The 23205-nt window shown below is 58.1% G+C and carries 18 protein-coding genes; 5 read left to right on the forward strand and 13 right to left on the reverse strand.

Annotated features, from left to right (window positions below; genetic code table 11):
- Positions 1–34: 34 nt before the first annotated feature.
- The gene (locus AKG12_RS10895) at positions 35–1240 is read left to right on the forward strand and encodes an MFS transporter (RefSeq protein WP_052818777.1); all 1206 of its coding nucleotides are present in this window, start codon (positions 35–37) and stop codon (positions 1238–1240) included.
- 79 nt (positions 1241–1319) lie between these two features.
- Positions 1320–2060, forward strand: coding sequence for a copper homeostasis protein CutC (locus tag AKG12_RS10900; protein WP_046799503.1), 741 nt, complete (start codon positions 1320–1322; stop codon positions 2058–2060).
- Here AKG12_RS10900 and AKG12_RS10905 read toward each other — a convergent pair.
- The 7 genes from AKG12_RS10905 to AKG12_RS10935 all read right to left on the reverse strand — a co-directional run bounded on the left by AKG12_RS10905 (position 2026) and on the right by AKG12_RS10935 (position 11708).
- The gene (locus AKG12_RS10905) at positions 2026–3177 is read right to left on the reverse strand and encodes a glycosyltransferase family protein (protein ID WP_052818778.1); all 1152 of its coding nucleotides are present in this window, start codon (positions 3175–3177) and stop codon (positions 2026–2028) included. The two genes, AKG12_RS10900 and AKG12_RS10905, sit on opposite strands and share 35 nt — an antisense overlap.
- Positions 3174–4421, reverse strand: coding sequence for a glycosyltransferase (locus AKG12_RS10910; RefSeq protein WP_046799501.1), 1248 nt, complete (start codon positions 4419–4421; stop codon positions 3174–3176). Before AKG12_RS10910 ends, AKG12_RS10905 begins: the two co-directional genes overlap by 4 nt.
- A gap of 43 nt (positions 4422–4464) precedes the next feature.
- Positions 4465–5673 carry a glycosyltransferase family protein gene (locus AKG12_RS10915; protein WP_046799500.1) on the reverse strand — a complete coding sequence of 403 codons (1209 nt, stop codon included), beginning with the start codon at positions 5671–5673 and terminating at the stop codon, positions 4465–4467.
- Positions 5674–5745: 72 nt separating this feature from the next.
- A complete protein-coding gene (locus AKG12_RS10920) occupies positions 5746–6921 on the reverse strand; it encodes an ABC transporter permease (RefSeq protein ID WP_052818779.1) in 1176 nt (391 codons plus the stop codon).
- Entirely contained in the window at positions 6918–7916 is a 999-nt protein-coding gene (locus AKG12_RS10925; RefSeq protein ID WP_046799498.1) for an ABC transporter permease, read from the reverse strand. Before AKG12_RS10925 ends, AKG12_RS10920 begins: the two co-directional genes overlap by 4 nt.
- Before the next feature lies 1 nt (position 7917).
- Positions 7918–9819 (reverse strand): ABC transporter substrate-binding protein, encoded by a 1902-nt coding sequence (locus AKG12_RS10930; protein ID WP_046799497.1) that lies wholly within the window; start codon positions 9817–9819, stop codon positions 7918–7920.
- Positions 9816–11708 (reverse strand): ABC transporter ATP-binding protein, encoded by a 1893-nt coding sequence (locus AKG12_RS10935; protein WP_046799496.1) that lies wholly within the window; start codon positions 11706–11708, stop codon positions 9816–9818. The genes AKG12_RS10930 and AKG12_RS10935 overlap by 4 nt, the downstream gene beginning before the upstream one ends.
- Before the next feature lie 211 nt (positions 11709–11919).
- On the opposite strand from AKG12_RS10935, the gene AKG12_RS10940 reads away from it, so the two are divergent.
- Complete coding sequence (locus AKG12_RS10940) at positions 11920–12879, forward strand: glycosyltransferase family 32 protein (protein WP_052818780.1); 960 nt, start codon at positions 11920–11922, stop codon at positions 12877–12879.
- Here AKG12_RS10940 and AKG12_RS10945 read toward each other — a convergent pair.
- The gene (locus tag AKG12_RS10945) at positions 12871–13614 is read right to left on the reverse strand and encodes a polysaccharide deacetylase family protein (protein WP_052818781.1); all 744 of its coding nucleotides are present in this window, start codon (positions 13612–13614) and stop codon (positions 12871–12873) included. The genes AKG12_RS10940 and AKG12_RS10945 overlap by 9 nt on opposite strands.
- The gene (locus AKG12_RS10950; protein ID WP_052818782.1) at positions 13611–14708 is read right to left on the reverse strand and encodes a glycosyltransferase family 4 protein; all 1098 of its coding nucleotides are present in this window, start codon (positions 14706–14708) and stop codon (positions 13611–13613) included. Before AKG12_RS10950 ends, AKG12_RS10945 begins: the two co-directional genes overlap by 4 nt.
- A 127-nt stretch (positions 14709–14835) precedes the next feature.
- Between AKG12_RS10950 and AKG12_RS10955 the strand changes: the two genes are divergently transcribed.
- Positions 14836–16176: a nucleotide sugar dehydrogenase gene (locus tag AKG12_RS10955; protein ID WP_052818783.1), complete on the forward strand. Its 1341-nt coding sequence runs from the start codon at positions 14836–14838 to the stop codon at positions 16174–16176.
- A gap of 12 nt (positions 16177–16188) precedes the next feature.
- Complete coding sequence (locus AKG12_RS10960; protein ID WP_046799491.1) at positions 16189–16671, forward strand: class I SAM-dependent methyltransferase; 483 nt, start codon at positions 16189–16191, stop codon at positions 16669–16671.
- Positions 16672–16708: 37 nt separating this feature from the next.
- Here the strand turns inward: AKG12_RS10960 and AKG12_RS10965 are convergent, their stop codons facing one another.
- From AKG12_RS10965 to AKG12_RS10980, 4 genes are all read right to left on the reverse strand, one after another.
- A complete protein-coding gene (locus AKG12_RS10965; RefSeq protein WP_052818784.1) occupies positions 16709–18403 on the reverse strand; it encodes an adenylate/guanylate cyclase domain-containing protein in 1695 nt (564 codons plus the stop codon).
- Between the two features lie 325 nt (positions 18404–18728).
- The gene (locus tag AKG12_RS10970) at positions 18729–19589 is read right to left on the reverse strand and encodes an MBL fold metallo-hydrolase (RefSeq protein WP_080841843.1); all 861 of its coding nucleotides are present in this window, start codon (positions 19587–19589) and stop codon (positions 18729–18731) included.
- 188 nt (positions 19590–19777) lie between these two features.
- Positions 19778–20233: a cyclic nucleotide-binding domain-containing protein gene (locus AKG12_RS10975; RefSeq protein ID WP_046799488.1), complete on the reverse strand. Its 456-nt coding sequence runs from the start codon at positions 20231–20233 to the stop codon at positions 19778–19780.
- A 43-nt stretch (positions 20234–20276) separates the two neighbouring features.
- On the reverse strand, positions 20277–22994 hold the full coding sequence (locus tag AKG12_RS10980; RefSeq protein ID WP_052818785.1) for an ABC transporter ATP-binding protein: 2718 nt from the start codon (positions 22992–22994) through the stop codon (positions 20277–20279).
- Positions 22995–23205 lie beyond the last annotated feature (211 nt).

Here is a 23205-nt window from a genome sequence, read left to right on the forward strand (position 1 = left end):
TCCGGCGGGGCCGGATCATCTCAGGCGAATATCCATGCCGTCGGCTCTTTCCATCGTCATCAACAATCCGTCGATCCGCATCGGGGCGCTCGCCATCCTGTTTTTCGGATTTTCGAATGCGGCGACCGCACCTTATCAGGCGGTCATCGGCATTCGCGAAATCGGACTCAGCAACACCGTCTATTCCCTGCTGATGCTGTTTGCCGCCATCATCAATGTCAGCGCCAGCGTACTGATGGGCATCGTCGCCGACAGGCTGGGCGAATATCGCAAGCCCATGCTGTTCATCGCGCTCTTCGGTGTCAGCGGCTATATGCTGGTTTATCTGGCGGGTAACGCCACGGCCTTTGTGAGCGCGAAGCTCATTCTCCTGCCGATTTTCGGGGCGATGAACTCGCTGATCTTCGCGCATGTGCGCGCCGATGCCCGCAACCTTTCGACGGGCGACATGATTGCCGTAAACTCGATCATGCGGGCCACCATCTCGCTGTCATGGGTGCTGGTGCCGGGCATCGTCGGCATTTTTCTCATCAGTTCCGGCAATATGCTGACGGCGTTCCTGTTTTCGGGCCTGTGCGCACTCGTCTGCTTTCTGCTCGTGGCCTTCTGCCTGCCTCGGGCCGCCACGCCGGCGGTGGTGAATACGGAAGCGCGCTTCGGCCTGCGCGCCTCGCTTGCGGAAATCGGATCGCGGCGAGTATTGCTGCGGATCATCGCCATCGCGCTGATCTGCTCGATGCTGCATCTCAATGATTCGATACGTTCGCTCATCATAACGGGGCAGGCCAAGGGTACGGTTGCGGATATCGGCATCGTGGCGGGCATCGTCGCCGCACTGGAAATCGTTTTCATTCTCCTATGGGGCTGGATCGAGAAGAAGGTGCCGCAGACACTGACCTTGGCGTCTGGAGCGGTGCTTTATGCGCTTTACCTCATTCTGCAGGGGCTTGCGACGGAACCCTGGCATATCTACGCGCAGACTTTCATCAGCGCGCTGGGGGCTGCTGCCATCATCAGCATCCCCATCACTTATCTGCAGGAATTGATCGCAGACCGGCCGGGGCTTGGAAGCTCGCTGATCGCGGTCAATATCTTCCTCGGCGCCGGTCTTGGCGCGTTGATTTTTGCCTTGGGAACGATGGTTTCCACCTATTCGGGAACCTCCATATTGGGGGCGATCGTGGGTCTTGGCGGCGTTTATATGCTCTACACGCTTGATGGGACGGGTCGCCGCAGGTAGAGCGTCGGACCGAAAAGTGCGGGCGGGTTTCGGATGGTCCGGTGCGTAAACAGGGCACGTTCAAATGAAAGAGGTTAGGATGATTCTCGAGATTTGCGTGGACGATGTGGCCGGTCTGGAAGCGGCGGTTCGGGGCGGAGCCGATCGGATCGAGTTATGCGCTGCGCTCTCCGGCGGCGGCGTCACGCCGTCTGCCGGCTTCATGCAACGGGCGGCGTCCTGTGGATTGCCCGTTAGCGTGATGATCAGGCCACGCGCCGGTGACTTCGTGTTCACGCGCGACGAAGCCGATGTGATGAAACGCGATATCGATGCGGCACGTGCGGCGGGCCTTTCCGGCCTGGTGCTTGGCGCATCGCTTGGCGACGGCTCGCTTGATATTGCCCTGCTCGAAGAACTGTGCCGTCACGCCGATGGGCTGGATATGACGCTGCACCGCGCCTTTGATGTCGTTCCCGACATGGATGAGGCCCTTGAGGCCGCTATTGCGCTGGGCTTCCCGAGAATTCTCACTTCCGGCGGCGCACGTTCAGCGCTTGAGGGGATCGAGGCTCTGGCGCATCTATCGGAGATCGCCGCAGGCCGGATCGTCATCATGCCGGGTGCCGGCGTGCGTCCGCAGAGCGTGCAGGCATTGCTGGATCGCTTTCCGATCACGGAAATCCACGCATCCTGTTCCGCCGTCCCGCCTTATGATCCGGAAAGCCGGGTAGCGAAGCTCGGTTTCACCGGCGATGGCCGCAAGGGCACGGATGAGGCGGCGGTTCGCGAATTAAGGGCGATCCTCACCGCTCATCATAAAGGCGGCGCAAAGCTCTAGCCGTACCGGCCGCGCCATCGAGATCAAGGTGGATCGTGTTCGGTCCGGGCAGGGCCAATGCCGCGGTGATCGCGTCGGCCATGGATTGCGCGGAGATATCCTTTTCCTCCAGCACATGTGCCAACCCCAGCCGCACGAGCCGCTCGGCACGGGCGCTCTGTTCGGTTTCGCCACCCGCCGCGAAGGGGATGAGGAGAGAACGGCATTTGGCCTGAAGAATATCGCAGACGGTATTGTAACCGGCCTGCGAAACCGAAAGGCGCGCGCCGGCGAGCAGACTCGCGAAATCCTTGCGGAAACGGAAGACAGAGACATTGTCCGGTGCCTCAGCCGAAATTGCATCGAAATCCACCTGGGGCATGTTGGGGCCGGTGACGAGGCACCAGTTTTTGATGCCGTCCAGCAGCGGTGCGGCCTCAAGGGCGGCCCGAACAAGTGCTGCACCGACTGCGCCACCGCCGGCGGATACTACGATATCGAATTTCTCCGCCGGTTGCGGCGGTGGGTTCGGGGCGACAAGGCCAGTATAGACGATGCGCTGACTGATCTCGCCGGCGAGGGGAAAGGTGTCTTCCAGCCGGGCGAAATCCGGATCACCATGCACCAGCACGGCATCGAAATGTTTTTTCACCAGCGACACGGTTTCTTCGTCCCGGCCCGGCTTGGTTTTTTCCTGTAAAATGTCGCGCAGCGATGTCATGACCAGCGGGCGCAGTTCGCTGTCCTCGATCTCGTCCAGCAGCGGCAGCAATTCGAACCGCACCTGCCTGCGGCCGAAGGGGAAAGCTTCGATGATGACGATATCGGGTTTTGCACCGTGATAGGCGCCGATCAGCATATCGGTTCGAAGCTTCCTGAAGGCGTCGTCCACTGGTTTCCCGGAACTGTCGACAAGACCGGAAAAGCTGCCATCGCTGACGGCGATCGGCGGCAATTCGACATGGCGGATTCCCTCTCCCGGAAAGCCCGGAACCGGGGTGCCGCCTGTGACCAGAACAACATCGAAACCATCCGCCTGAAGGGCATTGGCAATGCGGCTGGCGCGGGCGATGTGGCCGATACCCAGAAGGTGCTGGACATAAAAAAAGACGGAAGGGCGCTTTTCCGGATCACTCATGGTGCTTTTTCCCATTCGGTCTCAAACAGGGCTTTCAGCTCGTTAATGCTGGTGCGGTGATCGAAGGCGGTTCGCACGCGGTTCTCGGCGGCAGCGCCCAGACGCTGACGCAATTGCGGATCGGTGATCGCGGCGCGCAACGCCTCGGCGAAGGCGGCGGGATTTTCCGACTCGGTCAGCAGGCCGTTTTCGCCAGAGACGAAAAACTCCGGAATGCCGGAAATATTGGTGGAAATGCAGGTCAGCGCCTGGCTGGCCGCTTCGACCAGCACATTGGGAAGGCCGTCGCGGTCGCCATCGCTGGTGATGCGGCAGGCAAGCGCGAAGAGATCGGCTTCGCGGTAATTCTCCAGCACCTGCTTCTGGTCCATGGCGCCGGTCCAGACGATCCTGTCGGCGATGCCAAGCTCATCGGCGAGTTTCTTCAGCACGGCAAGTTCGTCGCCGCCACCGATATGGGTGAAACGCCAATGGACCTCTTGCGGCAGCGAGGCAAGCGCCTGTAGCAGAATATCGATGCCTTTTTTCTTGACTGCCCGGCCGACGCTTAAAATCCGGACCGGATCATCTGCGTCCGATCCATCTCGTACTGGTCGCGATGTTTCGAAATGCGGGAAGCGGGTGAGATCGAGCCCGTGATAGCTGAGATGCACATTCCGTTTTGCCCCGGCAAGGGTCTGCAGGTGCTGAAAACCGCCGGCGGTGCAGGTCACTGCCCAACGGGCGCTCTGCAGCTTGGCGGCAAGGTCGCGATCGTCCGAGGTCCAGATATCCTTGGCGTGAGCGGAAATCGTCCAGGGCGTTCCGGTGATCAGATGAGTATAGGCGGCGACCGAGGCGGGCGTGTGAATGAAGTGAACATGCAGCCACTCGGCATCCACAGGCCATTCATGCGCCAGCACGGCGGCCTGCCCGAAACGGCGGAAACGGTTGCGGCTGAGATCATGCGGCAGATCGCTGAAAAACCGGCGGAGCGCCTTGGTGAAGCCCGGCTTTTTTCGGCAGGCCCAGAGCGCTTTCAGAACACGCAGGGGTTCCTCATGCAGATATTCCGGCAGGTATGTGACGGGCGCGCGGATTTCGTCATGAACGGGATGACGCTTTTTGTCTGTCGGCCGGCGCATGGACATGAGCTCGAGTTTCAGTCCGGCCTTTTCAAGTCCGAGAAGTTCCTGGGCGATGAAAGTCTCGGACAGGCGCGGATAGCCCTTGAGGAGCACCACGATTTTTTTTGTATCGGTCACGTTGCGCGTGTCTCTTTTGAAGCGGTGATTATCAGGGAGCCGGTCACGCGGTGAGCGTGATTGGCATCCGCTCGCCCTCGGGCGGCAGCCATTCGGCGATCCGTTTCGATATGTTTTCCAGGCCGTCGAGCTTCAGCTCCCGCGAATTGACGGAGGGCGGTGCACGGTTCGGCAGGGCTTTGAGAGCTTCCGCCATTTTTGCGGGGTTTTCGGCGTCCTCCGGCAAAAGCATGTCGAAAAGGCCGAGTTCCGAGGCGCGGCTGGCGCGGATCAGCTGCTCTTCCCGCGGCACGGTGCGCGGCACGACGAGGGCGGGCTTGTCGAAGGACAAAATCTCGCAGACGGTGTTATAGCCGCCCATCGACACGACGGCCTGGGCGCCGGCGACAAGATCTTCCATGCGGTTGTCGAATTCGATGATCTCGATATGGGGAATATCGGCAACGCTGCTCATGAAGCGCTGGCGCTGATCGGCCGGCATATAGGGGCCGAGCACCACAAGTGCCTTATGTGTCAGTTCGCTGTCATGGCGGTAGGCGTTGATGACATCGTCGATCAATTCGCTGCCATCGCCGCCGCCGCCGGTGGTGATGAGAAGGTAATCGCCTACCGGCCGGTGCGCCACGGTTTCTGCCTGCGTTTTCGACCTTTGCAGGAAGCCGACGAAATCCATCTTGTCACGAACGTTTTCGGGGACATCCAGCCCCGTCAGCGGGTCGTGGAAATCCGGCGGGCCATAGACCCAGACATGGTCATAGAACTGGCCGATCTTGGTCATGACGTTGTTGCGCTTCCACTCGGCTTCGAGCAGTTGCGGCGCATCCATGACATCGCGCAGGCCGATGACGAGCTTGGTTCCCTGTCCCTTGAGATAGGCGAGGGTTTCCTCCACTTCACCGCGAAGACCCATGGGTTCCTTGTCGACGATGAAGATGTCAGGCTTAAAGCTTTCGGCCGTATGATAGATGATGGAGCGGCGCATCTTCAGGGTTTCCTGAAGATCGATGTGCCTGTCCATCGAAGTATATTCGCCGTTGCGCAGCTTGATGACGCTCGGGATTTTCACGAAATCGACGCGGGCGCGATAATCGAAAGCGCCGGCAATGGTGGCACCGGAAATGATGAGGACGTTGAGGCCGCGATAATCTTCCACCAGCGCATGGGCGATCGTGCGACAACGCCGCAGATGCCCGAGGCCGAAAGAATCGTGGCTGTACATGAGAATACGCGCGTCGTTCAAACGGGAGGTCATGGGCCACACCTCTTATTGCCTTTCACGTTAAAGGCGATGGCGGAAAGGCAGTTCATCAAGGCGTATTCCATTTTATCTGAAAGGGTCCGCAGCATCACGTAGTCCGTCACCGAAGAAATTAAAGGCCAGAATGACGAGAACGACCGGGATCGTCGGTATGAGAAGCCATGGATATAGCGCAATGACGCTGACGCTGCGCGCCTCCGTGAGCAGAATTCCCCAACTTGTGATCGGCGGGCGCAGACCTAGACCGAGAAAGCTCAGCGCGGTTTCGCCGAGGATCATGCCCGGTATCGTCAATGTGGCCGAAGCGATGAGGTGTGACATGAAGCCGGGAATAAGATGTCTGCCGATGATGCGCGGTGTGCCCGCACCCATCAATTGTGCAGCCAAAACATAGTCTTCCTCGCGAAGCGCCAGCAATTTCGAGCGCACGGCACGCGCCAGTCCTGTCCAGTCCAGCATGCCGAGAATGATGGTGATGCCGAGATAGACAAGGATCGGGCTCCAGGTCACCGGCATGATTGCCGCGAGCGCCAACCATAGCGGAATGCTTGGAATGGATTGCAGGACCTCAATGATGCGCTGGACAATCAGATCGAAGGTGCCGCCGCGATAACCGGCGAGACCGCCGATCACAATGCCGAGAACGAAGCTCATGGCGACGCCGAGAAGGCCGATGGTAAGCGAGATGCGCGCACCGTAGATGATCCGCGACAGCACATCGCGTCCGAGGCGATCGGTGCCGAGCAGGAACATTTCACCGCCTTCGGCGGGGCAGACGAGGTGGGTTCTGCCCTCGAACATGCCCCAGAAACGGTAGGCATCGCCCTTGCAGAAGAAACGTAGCGGCTGAACATCCGTCGGCACGTCGCGATAGACACGCCTCAGATTGTCCATGTCGAGCGTCATTTCCCGACCGTAAACGAAAGGCCCGACAAATTTTCCGTTATCGAACAAATGAATGGCCTGTGGCGGGGCGTAGATATGTTCAATATTGCGGGTATGGAGATTGTAGGGCGCGAGGAACTCGCTGATCAGGATCGAAAGATAAAGCACCACCAGAAAGGCGCCGGACCACACCGCGATCCTGTGTTGGCGGAACTGCCACCACATGAGCTTCAGCTGCGATGCCTTGCTGAAGGCTGCCATTCCGGATGTGTTCGGTTCGATCAGCGAAGGATCGAAAGGCGCGGTCGAGACGTAATGGGGCAGCGCTTCGCCTGAATTCGGGATGGATGAAGTCATTTGACGTTACCACCTCCGAAGCGGATTCGCGGGTCGAGTATGGCAAGGGCGATATCCGACACCAGAACGCCGATCACCGTCAGGAAAGCGAGGAACATCAGGAACGAACCGGCCAGATACATATCCTGGCTTTGCAGGGCCCGGATGAGCATGGGGCCGGTGGTCTCGAGCGACAGGACGACGGCGGTGATTTCCGCACCTGATATGATGGCGGGCAGGATCGAGCCGATATCCGAGATGAAGAAATTCAGCGCCATGCGCAAGGGGTATTTGGTCAGCACCTTGAAGGGGTGCAGGCCCTTGGCCCGGGCGGTGACGACATATTGTTTCTGCAATTCGTCCAGAAGATTGGCGCGCAGGCGGCGAATCATGCCGGCTGTGCCAGCCGTTCCGATGATGAGGACGGGTATCCAGATATGTTCGAGGATCGATCTGAACTTCGCCCAGCTCATCGCCTGGTTCAGATATTCCCGATCCATCAGATGGCCGATGGAGATGCCGAACCAGATATTGGCAAAATACATCAGGATCAGCGCCAGCATGAAGTTGGGGATGGCGATGCCGAGCAGGCCGAGAAAGGTCAGGCCATAATCGCCCCAGCTATATTTATGCGTGGCAGAGTAGATGCCGATTGGAAAGGCGATCAGCCAGGTGACGATGATGGTGAGGAACGACACCAGAACCGTGAGCCAGAGGCGATCTCCGACGACATCGCTAACGGGCAGCTGATATTCGAAGGAATAACCGAAATCGCCGACCAGCATGCCCGTCGCCCAGCGGAAGTAGCGGATCGGGGCAGGCTGGTCGAAGCCGTAGCGGACGCGCAGCTCTTCGATTTCGGCAAGGTTGGCCGTCTCGCCCATGGCACGCAGTTCGGCGACATAGCTTTCGAAATAATCGCCCGGCGGCAGTTCGATGATGGTGAAAACCAGCATCGAAATCAGGATCAGCGTGGGGATCATGACGAGGATGCGCTTGAGAATATATCGCAGCATATCAGGCGTCCCCGTCGTACCAGAAGGCATCCGGCAGGTAGACGCCGAGATACGATGTGGGCTCATAACCAAAAAGCGCCTTTTCCGGCACGTTTCGCATCCGTTTGACATGGACGACAGGTTGAAGCGCGCCGTTGACGATGCCGATGGAAAATACCTGCTGCGTATAGATGCCCAGCATTTCCAGCCAGATGGCCTCGCGCTCTTCCTCGGTGACGCTTCGGCGCCATTTTTTCAGCAGGCCGAGCAGATGTGCGGCCTCCGGCAAATCGGGCTCCTTGCCTTCGCGGCCGCCGGAAAGATAATGGATGCCCCAGACCGGCCATTGCAACTGGTCGTCACCGGTGGGCGCAAGGCCGGAAGGCAGCATGTCCGGGGTCGGCACACCATTGTCCATGCCCATCCATACCGACATCATCACCTCACCGCCCATGGCGCGCTTGCGGAAGACATCGCGCTGGGTGGGGCGGACCGAAACTGCAACGCCGATATGCCGCCAATGATCCGTCACCAGCTCCATGACGTCTGTCTCGAGCGTGCTTTCGCCTGTCGTCTCAACGATGATATAGGCCGGGCGGCCATCGGGCAGGAGCCTTATGCCGGCATTGTCGCGCTTGTCGAGACCCACTTCATCGAGCAGCCTGTTGGCTGCCGCGCGGTCGAAGGCGCTCCAGGCTTCGGCAAATTCCGGCCGGTAGAGCGGGCTTTCCGGCAGAACCGTGTCGGCGCTTTCCTTCGCCAGCCCGTAAAAACAGACCATGTTGATTTCGTGCCGGTTGATCGCAAGGGACAGTGCACGGCGCACCCGCACATCCTGGAAATAACCCCGCCATGCCGGGTCGGCGCAATTGAGGTTCGGCAGAAGCGCAACGCGCGATCCTTGCGAGCGCTTGTAAAGGTTGACCTTCAGGGGGAAGCGCTTTTCGGCATCCTTCAGGAAGGTGTAGTCGGCGAAATCGAGGCCGAAATATTGCAGATCGCTGTCGCCGGATGCCGTTTTGGCCGAGATGATGTCGGATGAGGTGACGTTCAGCAGGAAGCGATCGAGATAGGGCAACTGCAGGCCGTTTTCATCGACGCGATGGTAATAGGGGTTGCGCTCGAACACGAACTGTTCGGCCGGTGGCGAGGTCGTGTTGCGCCATGCGTCCAGCGTTGGCAAAGCGGGGTTTTCCGGACGCACCTGCCGCGACATCTTGATATGCAGACCGCTCCAGTCATCCGCCTTGTTCTTCTTGATGAGTTTGGCGAGATTTTCGGCAGTCTGATATTTGATGTGGAACTGCTTCATATAAGCGGCGGGCAGGAACAGTCTCGCCGGCGAGGCAGCTGCAAGTTTCGCCAGAAAATCCGGGTTCGGACCTTCCCAGGTGTAACGCACGGTCATCTGGTCGACGACTTCGATCAGGGGCGGATTGTTGTTGACCAGAAGTTCGATCGGCGGACCGCCCTTATGGATTTCCTTATTGAGAGCGACATCCTCCCAGAAATAGCGGAAATCCTCCGAGGTAAAGTCGCTGCCATCGGACCATTTGTGGCCCTCGCGCAGCTTGAAGGTGAAGATGCGTTCTTCCTGAACGTCGTAGCTTTCCAGAATGTCCGGGTGCAGCTCGAATTTTTCGTCATAACCGACCAGCCGGGCATAATTGCTGATAGGCATCAGCCTGATATCGCGTTGGCCGCCGATGAGCATGCGCACGGAGCCGCCATGTTTTCCCGGCTCGCGGCCGAGCGATTTCATATTCATGACGCGGGGGTTTTTCGGCAGGCGTTCCGCAACGTCGGGCAACTCGCCCTTTTCCCGCTTTTCTTTGAAATAATCGGGGTCGGTATAGGCGGCGCGCGCATAGGCCGGCAGGAAGACGGAGGCCAGCAGGGCGAGAGTGGTGCGGCGCGTGATCAAGGGCGAAGCTCCCGGATATCAACGTTGCCGTTTGCGAGAACGAAGTGGCCGTCGCCCAGATCGGCGGAAATCATGTCGCCATCACCCTCGTCACGGAACTGTTTGCCCCAGTCGAATTTGCCCGTCGCGCTGATTTTCCCAATGGTACGGAAATCGAGCGGACGGTCGAGGTCGGGAAAGGGAACGGCCGCCAGCAGCGATTTCGTGTAGGGATGCACGGGGGAGCGCATCATGATTTCCCGTGGTGCCAACTCAACGATGCGGCCTTCGCACATCACGGCCACGCGGTCGGCCATATAATCCACCACCGCCAGATTGTGCGAGATGAAGAGGTAGGTGAGGCCGAGGTCTTTCTGCAAATCCTTGAGCAGGTTGAGGATCTGTGCCTGAACCGAGACATCGAGTGCGGAAACGGGTTCGTCACAGATCAGCAGTTCGGGCCCGAGCGCCAGTGCTCTCGCAATGCCAATGCGCTGCCTCTGGCCGCCGGAGAAGCTGTGGGGATAGCGGTTCAGCGCGCTTTCTCCAAGGCCGATGGCCTTGACGAGATTGCGGACTTTTTCGGCGCGGTATTTCGCATCACCCCGCCCGTGGATTTCCAGCGGCTCGCTTAAGATGTTGCCGACCGTCATGCGCGGAGACAGTGAGGAGATGGGGTCCTGAAAGACCATCTGTATTTTCGAGCGCAGCTCCTTGAGGTCGCCGTCCCTGGCATTGAGGACGTCGATATCGCCCTGCGGACGGTGGAAGGTGACGGAGCCTTCATCCGGACGGACGGCGCGCATGAGGATCTTGCTGACGGTGGTCTTGCCGCTGCCGCTCTCGCCCACCAGCCCGAGGCATTCGCCACGGCGGATTTCGAAACTGACGCTGTTGACGGCTTTGGTGGCGTTGGCGTCGCCTTTGCGGAACCAGCTGGACTTGCGGGTCGTGAAGGTCTTGCTGATGTTATCAACAGTCAAAAGCGGGCCGGGGGTCTTGTTCACCGCAGCGGTTTTTTTGCCGACAAGGCTTTCGTGATCAACCTTGATTTCACGCAGCGCCTTCAGCCTCTCACCGGGCTTCATGTCAAAATGCGGCACGGCGGCCATCAGGCCCTTGAGATAGGGATGGCTTGGCGACTTGAAAATCTCGTCGACCGTTCCGGCTTCCATGATCTCGCCCTGATAGATCACGGCAACTTCGTCGGCGATGTTTGCCACCACGCCGAGATCGTGGGTGATGAGCAACATGCTCATGTTCAGCCGGCTCTGGAGATCACGCAGCAGCTTGAGGATTTGCGCCTGGATGGTCACGTCGAGCGCCGTCGTCGGCTCATCGGCGATCAGCAGCGCCGGACGACAGATCAGCGCCATGGCGATCATGGCGCGCTGGCGCATGCCGCCGGATAATTCGAAGGGATACATGTTTACGACCTTCTTGGGTTTGGAAAACCCTACGAGGTCGAGCGTTTCATACATTTTTTCCGCGCGTTCCGCCGGTGACAGAATGCTGTGGATGCGCAGCGCCTCATCGATCTGATTACCGACCGTGTGCAGCGGCGAAAAGGAGGTCATGGGCTCCTGAAAAATCAGCCCGATGCGGTTTCCGCGTATCGAGCGGATTTCCCGGCCGTCTTTCGGCAATTGCAGCAGATCGACGGGGCCGGCCGCAGCATTTTCCGGATCGGTGAAGAGCACCCGGCCGTTCACCCGCGCCGTTTTGGGATGGATGCCCATGATGGTCTGGCCGATGACGGATTTGCCCGAGCCGGATTCTCCCACAAGTGCCGTGACTTTTCCGGGAAGGATACGAAGGCTGGTGCCCCTCACGGCATCAATGGTGCCGCCCATAAGAGAAAACGAGACCCGCAGATTTTCAATACGGAGCAAATCTGCGCCTGCGCTCATGCCAAAGGGTTCCTTGCCGTCTCTTTATCGTTGCCTTGTGACAATTTGCTCAGGAGGGCTTAAAGGCACGTTATCGCAGGGTTTGTTGTCTGTCTATGCTTCTGAAACATCGAATTGTGCAGCAAATTCAAAGCCGGCTTCTGAAACGCAATGGCTTGCCTGACGGCTCTTGTTTGGCGATATGTTAACGAGTGTTTCTGGATGAGGATCCATGTCCGACAAGAAATATTATGACGCGCAGCTGGAGAAAGCCCGGCAGTTGCAAAATGACGGCCAATATGCGGAAGCGCACGTGCTTCTCCTATCTCTGGTTGCAAAAAAAGATGGGCACCTGATGGGCGAGCGGACGGTGCTTGGCCTGCCACGCCGGCTGCACGCGGCGCGATTGCGCCTAGCCAAGGCGGAAGGCGATATGGTTGCCAAAATCGGTTACCAATATACGCTGGTGCCGCCGCCTCATGTGCTGGCAAAATATGCACAGTTTTCGCCGGAAGAGCGCCACACGCTCAATCTCAAAAGCAGGGAAAATGTGCCTCGGTTCATCCACCAGATATGGATCGGGCAAAAAGCCCCGCCGGTATCGGTGGAAGCCTGGGCCGCTCATGCCGCAAGGCACGGCTATGGCTACCGTCTCTGGCGGGAGGCCGATCTTGAGCGGGAAGGCGTGTTTGCAGACGCCGTCTTCAAGACCATGCTGGATCAGGGAGATTATCCGGGCGCGGTGGATGTGGCCCGTTATATTGTACTGGAACGGTTTGGCGGCATCTATCTAGACTGCGACTGGTATCCGGCGCGGGAGGACGTGAGTTTCGATGCATTCCTGCCTCTGGTGGGGCTGACGGCATTCGACGAAAAAACGCCGCGTGATACGGGGCAGGGCAGCATGTTGCTTGCCAATTCCTTTATCGCCGCCCCGGCGCGTCATCCCGTTTTTCGCAGGATGCTGGAGGCGTTTCCCGGTATCGTCAAGGAGATGCCACGTGCGCCGGCCTGGTGGTCCACCGGACCGCTGATTTTTACTGTCATCGCCCGCGAGGGGAGTATCAGCCTCGCACCGGCGGCGTTCGTTGCTGCGTCTCTTGCCGATCGCACGCCATTTGCGGCGGTCGAAGCGCTTCGGCAGGAGCTCACCGAGGCGAATGGTCTGCTGATCGCCTGGAAATCATGGTGAGATTTCGTCAACGAGGTCTCTGGAAGAGCGCCATCGAGCAGCGGGATGATTTTTGGTTGCTTCGAAAAGCCGACGAAGAAAACGCCAGACATTCTCGTCGTGCACGAGATGATGGGTGAGGATGCCGGTGGTGCCGCCGTCTTCGGCAGTCTTCAGGATGCGGGCAGCGGTTTCGGCGAAAAGGATGTCGTCGTCGCGGCCGCCTCGGCTGCCGTGCCAGTCGATCACGTCGACATGGGTGTTCAGACGCGGCGGCAGGGTGTTTTTCTCCGGGCCGAAAACGGACAGGGCGCGATATCCGAGACCCGCCAATCCCTCGATGACAATGCCATCCACGCGGTTCCATGGCGGCACGAGCATCGGCACGAAACGTGTGCCATGCAGGTCGTGGAGTTTATCTAGTCCGGATTGCAATTCGTCGAGAACAAGGGAAAGCTCCCGGTGCGCGCCAAGTTCCTGTTTCTTCTCACCGTTCCCGGCATAATTTGTGTGCGACCAGCCATGCACGGCCACATGGGCAATATCTGACGCATCCAGATATTGCGCGAGCCTGTCCGTCGTCATTTCGGGAATGACCGCGAGGGTGACCGGCACGGAAAAGCCGCGGCAAAGATCAAGCAGCGTATCGAGCGCGGATGTCGGCTCCACGGCATCGTCGTCCCGGAGCCAGAGATCGGCGGTCATGCCGCGCCGGCTGCATTCATCCAGTGCTGCAACCAGTTTTTCTACACTCATGATCTTCGCGCCTTTGCTTGCAGCAGGATATGGTCCAGCGTTGTTGCGGCGTTTTCCAGAGATCGTTCATTGACGACGAAATGGCGGGCCGCTTTTGCCAGTTCTTCGCGCTGCCTGTCATTGCCCAGCAGGGTTTTGATTGCGTCGGCATAGGCGGCTGTATCATTTTCCGGTGTCAGTAATCCTGTGATGCCGGATTTTACCACTTCGGGAACACCGGCCACTTTTTCGGCCACCACCGGCAGGCCGGCGGCCTGTGCCTCAAGATAGGCAAGACCATAAGCCTCGCCATGGCCGGGCCAGACATAGAGGGATGCTTTGGAAAGAAGCGCGGCGATCTCGGTTGCGGTTGTTTCTCCGTGCCAGACAAGACGGTTGTCGGGAAATGCGCTGAACATGGCCTCTACAGCGCCGCGTTCCGGCCCGTCACCGATGATATCCAGCGTCCAGTCGAGATTCTTCGGTAACAAAGCGAGTGCTTCAGAAAGCGCGCGATAGCTGTTCAGCTTGTCGCCCGCCCGCATCATGGCGACGGTGATGAGCTTTGCCGGTGTCGGGTCTGGGGCATTCGCAAGAAACTTTTCGGTATCGATAAAGGGCGGCAACATTGCAGAGTGCAGGGTTGGGGAAGCGCGCAAAAGCCCTTCGCGATCCCGTGCGGTGAAGCAGATATTGACCGCGGCCGCGTTCAATGCGGCCAGCAATTCATCCTGTATCGCCTGCCAGCCCATGGCATTGCGCTTTGGCGAATAGGAGGCCTCGGCGGTGACGTAGGCAATATCGAAACGGCTGGTGAGTTCCGGCCCGAGTAAATCCGGGGCCTTGTAATAAGGGTGGTAACAGAACCAGAGGTCCGGCGCGCCTTCCTGTTCCCAGCGCTTGGTCATCGTCTCGATTTCACGCTCGGCCGCATCGGCAAGCGAGGTTCGTGCCGGATCACCCGCCTGTTTCAAAAAGCTGCGCAGTTCGGAAGCAACGAAGACCGTGTGGCCGCCCATCATCATCGCCTGCATCAGCAGGCGCCCCATCAACCGGTCTCCGGAAGGAACGGGATGGTTGGGCGATTTGAGCGGCGAATAAAAAGCGATCTTCATGCCGATGGTTGTGCGTTGGCGGCGGTTCCTGCGTCAACCGGAATTTGAAAGGGCCGAGCCTTGACAGCCCGGCCATTCTTGCCCAACTGAAAGGCATCTTTTGCACATGCGCGGAGCGTGACACGCTTTGAATTCTTCTGACGTTTCCCAGAACCTGCTTTCCAGCATCGAAAACAAAACCGCCAAGGCGGGCGTGATCGGCCTCGGCTATGTCGGCTTGCCGCTGGCCATGACGGTTGCCAAGGCCGGGTTCAGGGTCGTCGGCTTCGATATCGACCCCGGTAAAATTACCGCGATCGATGCGGGCCGCAGCTATATCGAGGCGGTATCCGATGAGGTGCTGGCAAGTGTCAGGCAGGACGACGGTTTCGTCGCGACCGCAGATTTCACCCGACTGGCCGAATGTGATGTGATTGCCATCTGCGTGCCGACGCCGCTTACGAAATATCGCGAGCCTGACCTTTCCTATGTCGAAAAGACCTGTCGGGATATTGCCGCGCATCTGCGCAAGGGGCAGCTCGTGGTTCTGGAATCGACCACCTATCCCGGCACGACCGACGGGGTGGTGAAGACCATTCTGGAGAGCAGCGGGCTTGTTTCCGGCGTTGATTTCTTCATCGGCTTTTCGCCCGAGCGGGAAGATCCCGGCAATCGCGATTTCGAGACTTCGACCATTCCGAAGGTCGTTGCCGGCGATGGCGAAGCGGCTGGAAAACTGATGGCCGCGTTTTATGGTTCGGTTGTCAAAAAGATCGTGCCCGTTTCGACAAACGCTACGGCTGAGGCGGTGAAAATCACCGAAAACGTCTTCCGTGCCGTCAATATCGCGCTCGTCAATGAACTCAAGGTCGTCTACGAGGCCATGGGCATCGACATATGGGAAGTGATCGACGCGGCGAAAACCAAGCCTTTCGGTTTCATGCCGTTTTATCCTGGTCCGGGCCTCGGCGGCCACTGCATACCGATCGATCCGTTCTACCTCACCTGGAAATCACGCGAATATGAATTGCCGACGCGGTTCATCGAGCTTGCCGGGGAAATCAACACCGGCATGCCACGCCACGTCGTCGGGCGGGTTGCGGAAGCGCTCGATATTCACTCCGGCAAGGCGCTCAGCCGTTCGAAGGTTCTGGTCGTCGGCCTCGCCTACAAAAAGAATGTTCCCGATATTCGCGAAAGCCCCTCGCTGAAGCTCATCGAACTTATCCAAGAGCGCGGTGGTGAAGCGGCCTATTATGATCCGCATGTGGCGGAAATTCCGAAAACCCGCGAATACAGCCATCTGATGGGCATGAAATCGGTGTCATGGGACAGGCAGACGATCGGCGCTTTCGACGCCGTTCTCGTGGCCACCGACCATGACAATGTTGATTATGCCGCACTCGGCGAATGGGCGCCGCTGATCATCGACACGCGAAATGTCTTTGCGCGGCGAGATATTGCCGCAAAACACATCATCAAGGCCTGATACGGACGGACCATGAGCAGACTGGACAGTTTTATTCGCCGGTTGACCGCGCAGCGGGATATTCTCAACCATCTCGCAGCCGATCTCGACCTGCCGGAAGAGGGTGCGCTGATGGAAATTGGCCTGGGAAACGGACGCACTTTCAATCACCTGCGCGAACTGTTTCCCAGCCGTCGTATCATCGCCTTCGACAGGGCCATGGGTGCTCATGCCTCCTCCGTTCCGGCGGCGGAGGATCTTGTTATTGGTGAAATTTCTGAGACCGCGCCCGCCTTCATCGGTGCGGATGCGGCGATGGTTCATGCCGATATCGGCACGGGTTATCCGGAAAAGGATGCGGTTACACTGACGTGGTTGCCGGATCTTGCCGCCGGCGTGCTGGCGAAAGGCGGCATCGCCGTCAGCGGTCTGCCGCTGGATCATCCCCTGCTCAATCCGCTGCCGGTGCCGAAAAGCGTGCCGACGGACCGCTATTTTCTCTATCGCAAGATTTGAACCCGCGCAGGTAAACAGCAAGGGCCCCGGCCTTGTCCTATAGATAACGTTCGCTCTCTTCCTTCGAAAGCAGGAAAACTTTCATCTGCGAGTTCCGTCCGCGGATGGTGATCTGCTCACTGCGAAGGTCGGCGGTATCCTGCCCTGCCTGCGTTAGCGCTGGTTCGGAAACAACGATGGCTGCGCCGAATTCCTTGGCCTTGGATTCGAGCCGGCTTGCCACATTGACGGTGTCGCCGATAGCCGTCAGGGTTTTTGCGGCGCCGTATCCCATGACGCCGACGATGCTCGGGCCGGCGTGAATGCCGACCACGACTTCCAGGCGGACGGCGAATTGTTTCTCCAACCCCTCGTTTAAGATTGCGATATCGCGCAATATGGTGGCAGCCGCCTTCATGGCACTGCGGCAGGCGTGTTCCTCATCCTCTCCAAGTCCAAAAAGGGCCATGGCGCCATCGCCGATGAACTTGTCGAGATGCCCGCCCGCGTGCTCGACGGCCTGACCGACTATGGTGAAATAACGGTTGAGGAGGAAGACGACATCATAAGGCAGCTTCGCCTCGGACAGCGTGGTGAAGTTACGCAGATCGCAAAAGAGGATGGCGATTTCCTCTTCCCGGCCGGGGCGGGCCAGCTGCGCATCAACCGGCAGGTCGCTCTGCTGAGGCGGCGAAACGAGAAGCGCGATACCAAGATCGCTTGTGGGGCGCAGCTGACAGCCGAGCCGCACATCCGAATCGGCATGGATGCGCCGCAATGTGGTTTGCTCTATGTCTCCGGGCGGCGGAAGTGGGCCTTTGCTATTCAGAATCTTGACCCGACAGGTTGAGCAGCGCCCTTTGCCGCCGCAGACGGAATAATGTGGTATGCCCGCAAGCCGGCTGGCCTCCAGAATGCTGAGGCCGGCCGGCACACGCGCCTGCGCGCCATGTTCGTAACGGATTTCGATGGCCGTCAACCGTTGCCGCCAGCTGCGCACGCCGCGCAGGACGAAAACCAGCATTACCGCGCCGATAAACGACGTTTCCACCGTCCCGGTGATGAGCCGGATCTGCGTCTCCATTTCCCGTTGCAGCGGTAATTCATCTTTTTGAATGGTATTGTCGACGAGTCCCGGAGGAAGCGCGTATTTTTCGTCGATCTCCGCCAGCCATCGACCGGCATCGCTGAAGCCCAGCAGCGCCAGAAGCGGCAGCATCACCACCACCGTCATGAATAACCCGGCTATTCGCGGATACCAGTCGCGGTAACGCAGCCAGAAATACAGGCCGATGCATCCGTGGACCCAGATCACCACCAAGGCGAGGCTTTGCCATGCGCCCTGTATCGGATTGTTGATCCACAGCCTGCGGATGACAGAGTAGTAGCCAACATCGATGCCATACAGCATGTGCGACACGCGGATATTGACGGCGTGGCCGATGATCAGAAACGGGATCGACAGGCCGAAAATGACCTGAAGCGCTTCGCGCAACGGCATGCGCAATGTTCTGCGCAGATAAAGCGAGCGCAGAACAAGACAGACATGCACCAGAACCGAACCATAAAAAAGCAGGCTGCTGATGGGGTTGAGCCAGATCAGGCTGAACCATTTGCGCGCCCGTTCGGCGGTGTCGATTGAGATGAGTGCAAGGGAGTGATTGAAAAGATGGGAAAATACAAAAGCAAATATGATGAGACCGGATAAAATCCGGGCCTGCCTCAAGTTGGTCTCCGAAAAGAAACGGATCATGCAAATCCCATCATATGGTCGCTCAGAGCAGAATCATCATTTAATAAGCCGTGACGTTCTTAGTGCAGGGAATCTCGTGGCAATATCGTGGAGCAAAAGGCTGGTAACGGTCAATTGTGCGTGTTCGAATGTCGCCAGCGCACGGCCTGTTTAAAAGGAATCGCCCGGTGTGCTCTCGCTCTTTGTTTTTACGCATTTTCCGGACATAAAACTGCTGCGCATTTTTACTGGAAATTTTCTGGAGGCACGATCGCAATCGCGACTTGGGGACGTTGCCAGGCACCCCAAAACCGTCGCCGCGACCAAGAGGTTGCGGTGACCGCGATCAGAGTTCGATTATCTGGCCGTCCATGGCAGCGAATGCGCCGCCGAACTCGGCTTTTGCCTGTTTTTCGATACTGTCCAGTTCTTCGTCGCTGCGGCTTGGGGCATGGTGGATGAAGCCGACATTTTTTGCGTCGGCCAGCTTGGCGAGACGAATCGCCTGTTGCCAGGACGAATGGCCATAACCGCGATAAAGGCCCATTTCGTCGTCGGTGAACATGGCGTCGTAGAGGAAAAGATCGACGTCCCTGATCAGATCGAGCACGGTTTCGTCGATGCTGCCCGGCTCATGTTCGGTATCGGTGATGATGGCGAGGGACTTTCCTTCCCAGTCCAGCCTGTATCCGATGGCATTACCGGGATGATTGAGCATTCCTGTTCTGATTGAAAGGCCGGGGCGCGGGTTGAGCGTGTCGCCGGGCATGAAGTCCCGCGTCGCCATCCTTGCGCAGCAAACCTCCAGCGGCACGGGGAACCAGGGTGGGCTCATGAAATCCTTGAGCATTTCCCGCGTTGTCATAATGCCGGCCAGGTGACCAGACCAAATAGCGACGTCGTTGCAGCTGTTGTAAAATGGCTTGAAGTAGGGGAAGCCGACAATGTGATCGTAATGGCAGTGCGAGAAGAACAGATCAACGTCGGTAATGCCTTCCGCCCGCAATGCAAGACCGGCGGGATGAAGCCCGGACCCTGCATCGAACAAAAGAACATGATCTCCGCATCGTACCTCGATGCAGATGGTATTGCCGCCATATTTTCGGAAGTTTTCACCTGAAACAGGAAGCGTTCCCCGCGCGCCCCAGATCTTTACCCGAAAATTTCTATTACTTTCCCGACTTGCTGTGTCGGAATCGAACGCCATGACACACCCCAATAACAACGGAATCTTGCACGCTTTCCTCCCATGAAGCCCGTTGTCTCTACAGATTTTATATCCGCCTTTTTTGGCGGATGCCTTTACCTCTTATTCAGTCAGCATTTCATTTATATTGCAATGGTGCGACATTTATTTTTCTAATATCGCCCGTTGGGGTAGCAAGGAATTGCCGCTCATGTTCTGGCGCTTGCGCGCGCCTTGCTGAGTTCCGTCGTCGTCTGGGTGAGGCGTTCGGCAAGAACGCGCATGACTTTTATGGTGATGTCAGGGAAATCGGACATGAGCTTGAAGAACTGTTCCTTGCCGATCCGCAGGGCTTCGACATTGGTGGAGGCGCGCACGGTCGCGGTTCTGACGCTGTCACAGAGGATGGCGATTTCGCCGACAATGGCGTTGCCGGTCATTTCCGCCACCTTCAATGTGCCTGACGGGGAGTCGACCAGAACATCCACTTTGCCGGTCAGAACCACATAGGCCGCATCGCCGACATCCCCCTGCCGGAATAGCACGTCACCCGTATGATAGGACACCCGGTCCGATGCAAAAGCGAGTAGTTTGAGCTTCGACGGTTCCATTTCCGAAAAAAACGGGACGCGTTTCAGCATTTGAATTTCGTCTTTGAAGAGCATTGCCTTACCCTATTCTTGTTCCACCTCGGCCACGTTCTTGGACTTATGTTGCGACCATGTCCTTGAATGTACCGTTTTCCTGCGCCAGAGTCTCGTAACTTCCGTCGGCGGTGATTAGTCCCTGATGGACGAATATGACCCGGCCGAACATGCGCGAGAGCGTTGCATTCGACAGAACCCATATGATTGACGGGTTATTGTTGTTCTGTTTCAGGAGTGTGATGACCCGTTCGACAATTTCCTCCTGTTGTCGGGGGTCAAGGCCGGGAAGGGGGCGATTAAAGACGTAATAATCGGATTTGCGGATCAGCGCGCGGGCAAGATTGAGCTTCTGGCGCTGGAGCGGGCCAAGCCGCTTGCCACCGGCACCAAGGTTGAAATCGAGGCCGACTGCCAGAACACGCTCGTAGACGCCCTGCTTGCGCATGACATCGGCGACGATGCGGGTGATGCGCCGCGAGGCATCGGTATAACGATGGCTGACCTTGCCGAAGAGGATATTATCCAGCAGGCTGGTGGCGCTCATATATTTCGTCGGATCATATATTTCGATGACGTTTTTCAGGCTGTCGGGCAGGTTTTCATGGAACATGTGCCGGACCTCGACGATCCGGTTCATGATTTCCGGCGACAACAGGCCGAAACGCTGCCGGGGCTCGATGTAAAAGAAGCTCAGCCGCAGCATCGCGCGTTTTTCGCTCTCATTGGCATCATCGAAACCGCGGCCCTGCAGGCGCTGCAACATCTGCTGATAGACCGGAATGTCATCGGGCGTCATGAATGTCAGCTGCTGGAAGAATGGGTGGTCTCCCGGCAGGTCGGCGAAGATTTCGACGATGTTTTCGGCAATCGTGTAACCCATTTCAAACAGGGTTTTGACAAGACCGGTCTCGCGCATCAGCGAGCGGAAATAATCGCTTTCGATGATGGTCCGGATCGTCTGGGAAGAGTCCCGCATGGTGCCGAACAGCAGGTTTTCGCCGACCGTCGCTTCGCTGTTGTAGCTCTCAAGCTCGAAGGGCGCGATGAGGCCGCTCAGGTTCTCCTTTTCCAGTTCAGCGCGCAGGACATGCCGCAGTTCAACGATGCGGGCGGCAAGATGCAGGTCGGTCAGAGGGTCGATCGACGAGCGCAGTGCAAATTCGAGGATATCCTGCGACAGTTCCACGCTGTCGAGGACGGCCAGGATTGCCCGAATGAGATTTTCCGGTTTGCCGTCACCGGCCGGGCTGGAAGCGTAGTCGATCCATTCGCTGTTTATGTCGATCAGCGGATTGCCCGCCATCTTGGCTTCGCGAATTTCCCATTTGCGGTGTTCCAGAGCCGCACCCTCGTAGTTCTTATCTGCGAGCGGGGCGTGTTTCAGGCCATAAAGCAGATTGTCCATCAGGCTGGCGTGGAAAAAATAGCTGTCCGACGAGACATAGGAGATGCGCCGTCCCGTCAGTGATTCAGGCAATTCCAATATGTCGACATCGTTGATGCTGATCTTGCCGGAGGCCGGCCAGAGTGTACGGCCGATCGCATCCGCAAGCGCCTCGCCTCCCGCACCGCCGACGATGGCGATGACTTCACCCGGCTCGATCTTCAGCGATGCCTGCTCCAGAAGCCGGCTGCCACTATCGTCTTCCAGCGTCAGATTGGTGATGACGATCGGTGCGGTGATGGCTGCGACGGTTCCCGGCGACAGTTTCTGCACGTTCTCTTCAATCATGTTCGGGGCATTGAACTGTTCGAAGACCTGCTCGTATTTCACCTGGACATCCTGACGTGCCTGATCCCAATCGATCAGCTCCTTCAGCGGTCCGGGCAATTCCTTATAAGCGTTGATGACGGCGACGAGCTGGCCAACATCAAGGCTGCCCTTGAGGGTGAGATAACCGCCAAGCGCATAAAAGAAGAAGGGCGTGAGCTGCGCGAGAAAGTTATTGATGAATTTGACCAGAAACTTCCACTGATAGAGATCATAACGGATCTTGAAGATGTCGCCGAGCCGGTGGGAGGCATCGGCACGCTCGAAATTGGACGTATCATAAGCGTGGATGGTGCCTATGCCGTCGACCATTTCGCCAATACGTCCGGCAAGCTGGCGGGCGCTCAGCTGCCGCTGGCGACCGAGTTCAATGAGGCGGCGGCGCATCTTGGGGATGATGCCGACCTGAATGGCGGCCATGAAAGCAGCGATCAGTCCCAGCCAGAAATTCTGCACGAGGATGAAGAAGAGAGCGGAGAGCGCCTGACCGCCGAGAAGCGCCGGCTGCACGAAGGCGTCGCCGGTAAAACCGCCCAGCGGCTCGACCTCGTCCTTCACCATGCTGGATATCTCAGCGCCTTTGACCCGCTTGAAATGGCTGGGTGGGAACCGCAGGATCCTGTCGATCAGTTCAAAGCGGACACGCCGGAGAAGCCGTTCGCCAAGGCGGCCTTTGAACGTATTGATGTAATATTTGAAAAGCCCGTTGATGACGACAAGCGCAAGGAATGTGAGGCTGAGCGCCATCAGCATCGACATGCGGTTGAGTTCAAGCCCGGGGAACAAAGTCACGGTGCCCCAATAGGGAATATCGACCGTGAGATGCATGAAAAGCTGCGTTGCATTCGCCCCTTCGAAACCGTCTCCCTGAATGGGGCCGTTGACGATCTGCTTGGGCAGATCGAAGGCGAGGAAGTAGGGGATCATGGACAGGGCCACGATCAGCAGAATGAAAAGCTGCTGCCGCCTCGTGTGCGACCAGATATAACGCGTAAGGCTTTGTTCCATATAAAACTTCTATGACCTGTCGGGGCAAGCCCCGGGGTGTTGGTTTGCGCGGTGTCTAGATGATCCGGTGGCCGGGTGGCGCAAGCTCCTCCTGCAAATAGGTACGTGACTCGCTATTTATCAGTATATTCAAGCGGTTTCGAGCAAAATAGCATCCGCACCGAGGCTTACCCGCCACACTGAAAGATTGCTTTTGCAACCCGTGTGTCGC

Source organism: Agrobacterium sp. SUL3, from assembly GCF_001263295.1.
GTDB classification, from domain to species: domain Bacteria; phylum Pseudomonadota; class Alphaproteobacteria; order Rhizobiales; family Rhizobiaceae; genus Agrobacterium; species Agrobacterium tomkonis.

Coding starts and splice junctions, on each gene's coding strand:
- AKG12_RS10895 (WP_052818777.1), top strand. CDS start 35: ATGCCGTCGGCTCTTTCCATCGTCATCAACAATCCGTCGATCCGCATC.
- AKG12_RS10900 (WP_046799503.1), top strand. CDS start 1,320: ATGATTCTCGAGATTTGCGTGGACGATGTGGCCGGTCTGGAAGCGGCG.
- AKG12_RS10905 (WP_052818778.1), bottom strand. CDS start 3,177: ATGAGTGATCCGGAAAAGCGCCCTTCCGTCTTTTTTTATGTCCAGCAC.
- AKG12_RS10915 (WP_046799500.1), bottom strand. CDS start 5,673: ATGACCTCCCGTTTGAACGACGCGCGTATTCTCATGTACAGCCACGAT.
- AKG12_RS10920 (WP_052818779.1), bottom strand. CDS start 6,921: ATGACTTCATCCATCCCGAATTCAGGCGAAGCGCTGCCCCATTACGTC.
- AKG12_RS10925 (WP_046799498.1), bottom strand. CDS start 7,916: ATGCTGCGATATATTCTCAAGCGCATCCTCGTCATGATCCCCACGCTG.
- AKG12_RS10935 (WP_046799496.1), bottom strand. CDS start 11,708: ATGAGCGCAGGCGCAGATTTGCTCCGTATTGAAAATCTGCGGGTCTCG.
- AKG12_RS10940 (WP_052818780.1), top strand. CDS start 11,920: ATGTCCGACAAGAAATATTATGACGCGCAGCTGGAGAAAGCCCGGCAG.
- AKG12_RS10945 (WP_052818781.1), bottom strand. CDS start 13,614: ATGAGTGTAGAAAAACTGGTTGCAGCACTGGATGAATGCAGCCGGCGC.
- AKG12_RS10950 (WP_052818782.1), bottom strand. CDS start 14,708: ATGAAGATCGCTTTTTATTCGCCGCTCAAATCGCCCAACCATCCCGTT.
- AKG12_RS10960 (WP_046799491.1), top strand. CDS start 16,189: ATGAGCAGACTGGACAGTTTTATTCGCCGGTTGACCGCGCAGCGGGAT.
- AKG12_RS10965 (WP_052818784.1), bottom strand. CDS start 18,403: ATGATCCGTTTCTTTTCGGAGACCAACTTGAGGCAGGCCCGGATTTTA.
- AKG12_RS10970 (WP_080841843.1), bottom strand. CDS start 19,589: ATGGCGTTCGATTCCGACACAGCAAGTCGGGAAAGTAATAGAAATTTT.
- AKG12_RS10975 (WP_046799488.1), bottom strand. CDS start 20,233: ATGCTCTTCAAAGACGAAATTCAAATGCTGAAACGCGTCCCGTTTTTT.
- AKG12_RS10980 (WP_052818785.1), bottom strand. CDS start 22,994: ATGGAACAAAGCCTTACGCGTTATATCTGGTCGCACACGAGGCGGCAG.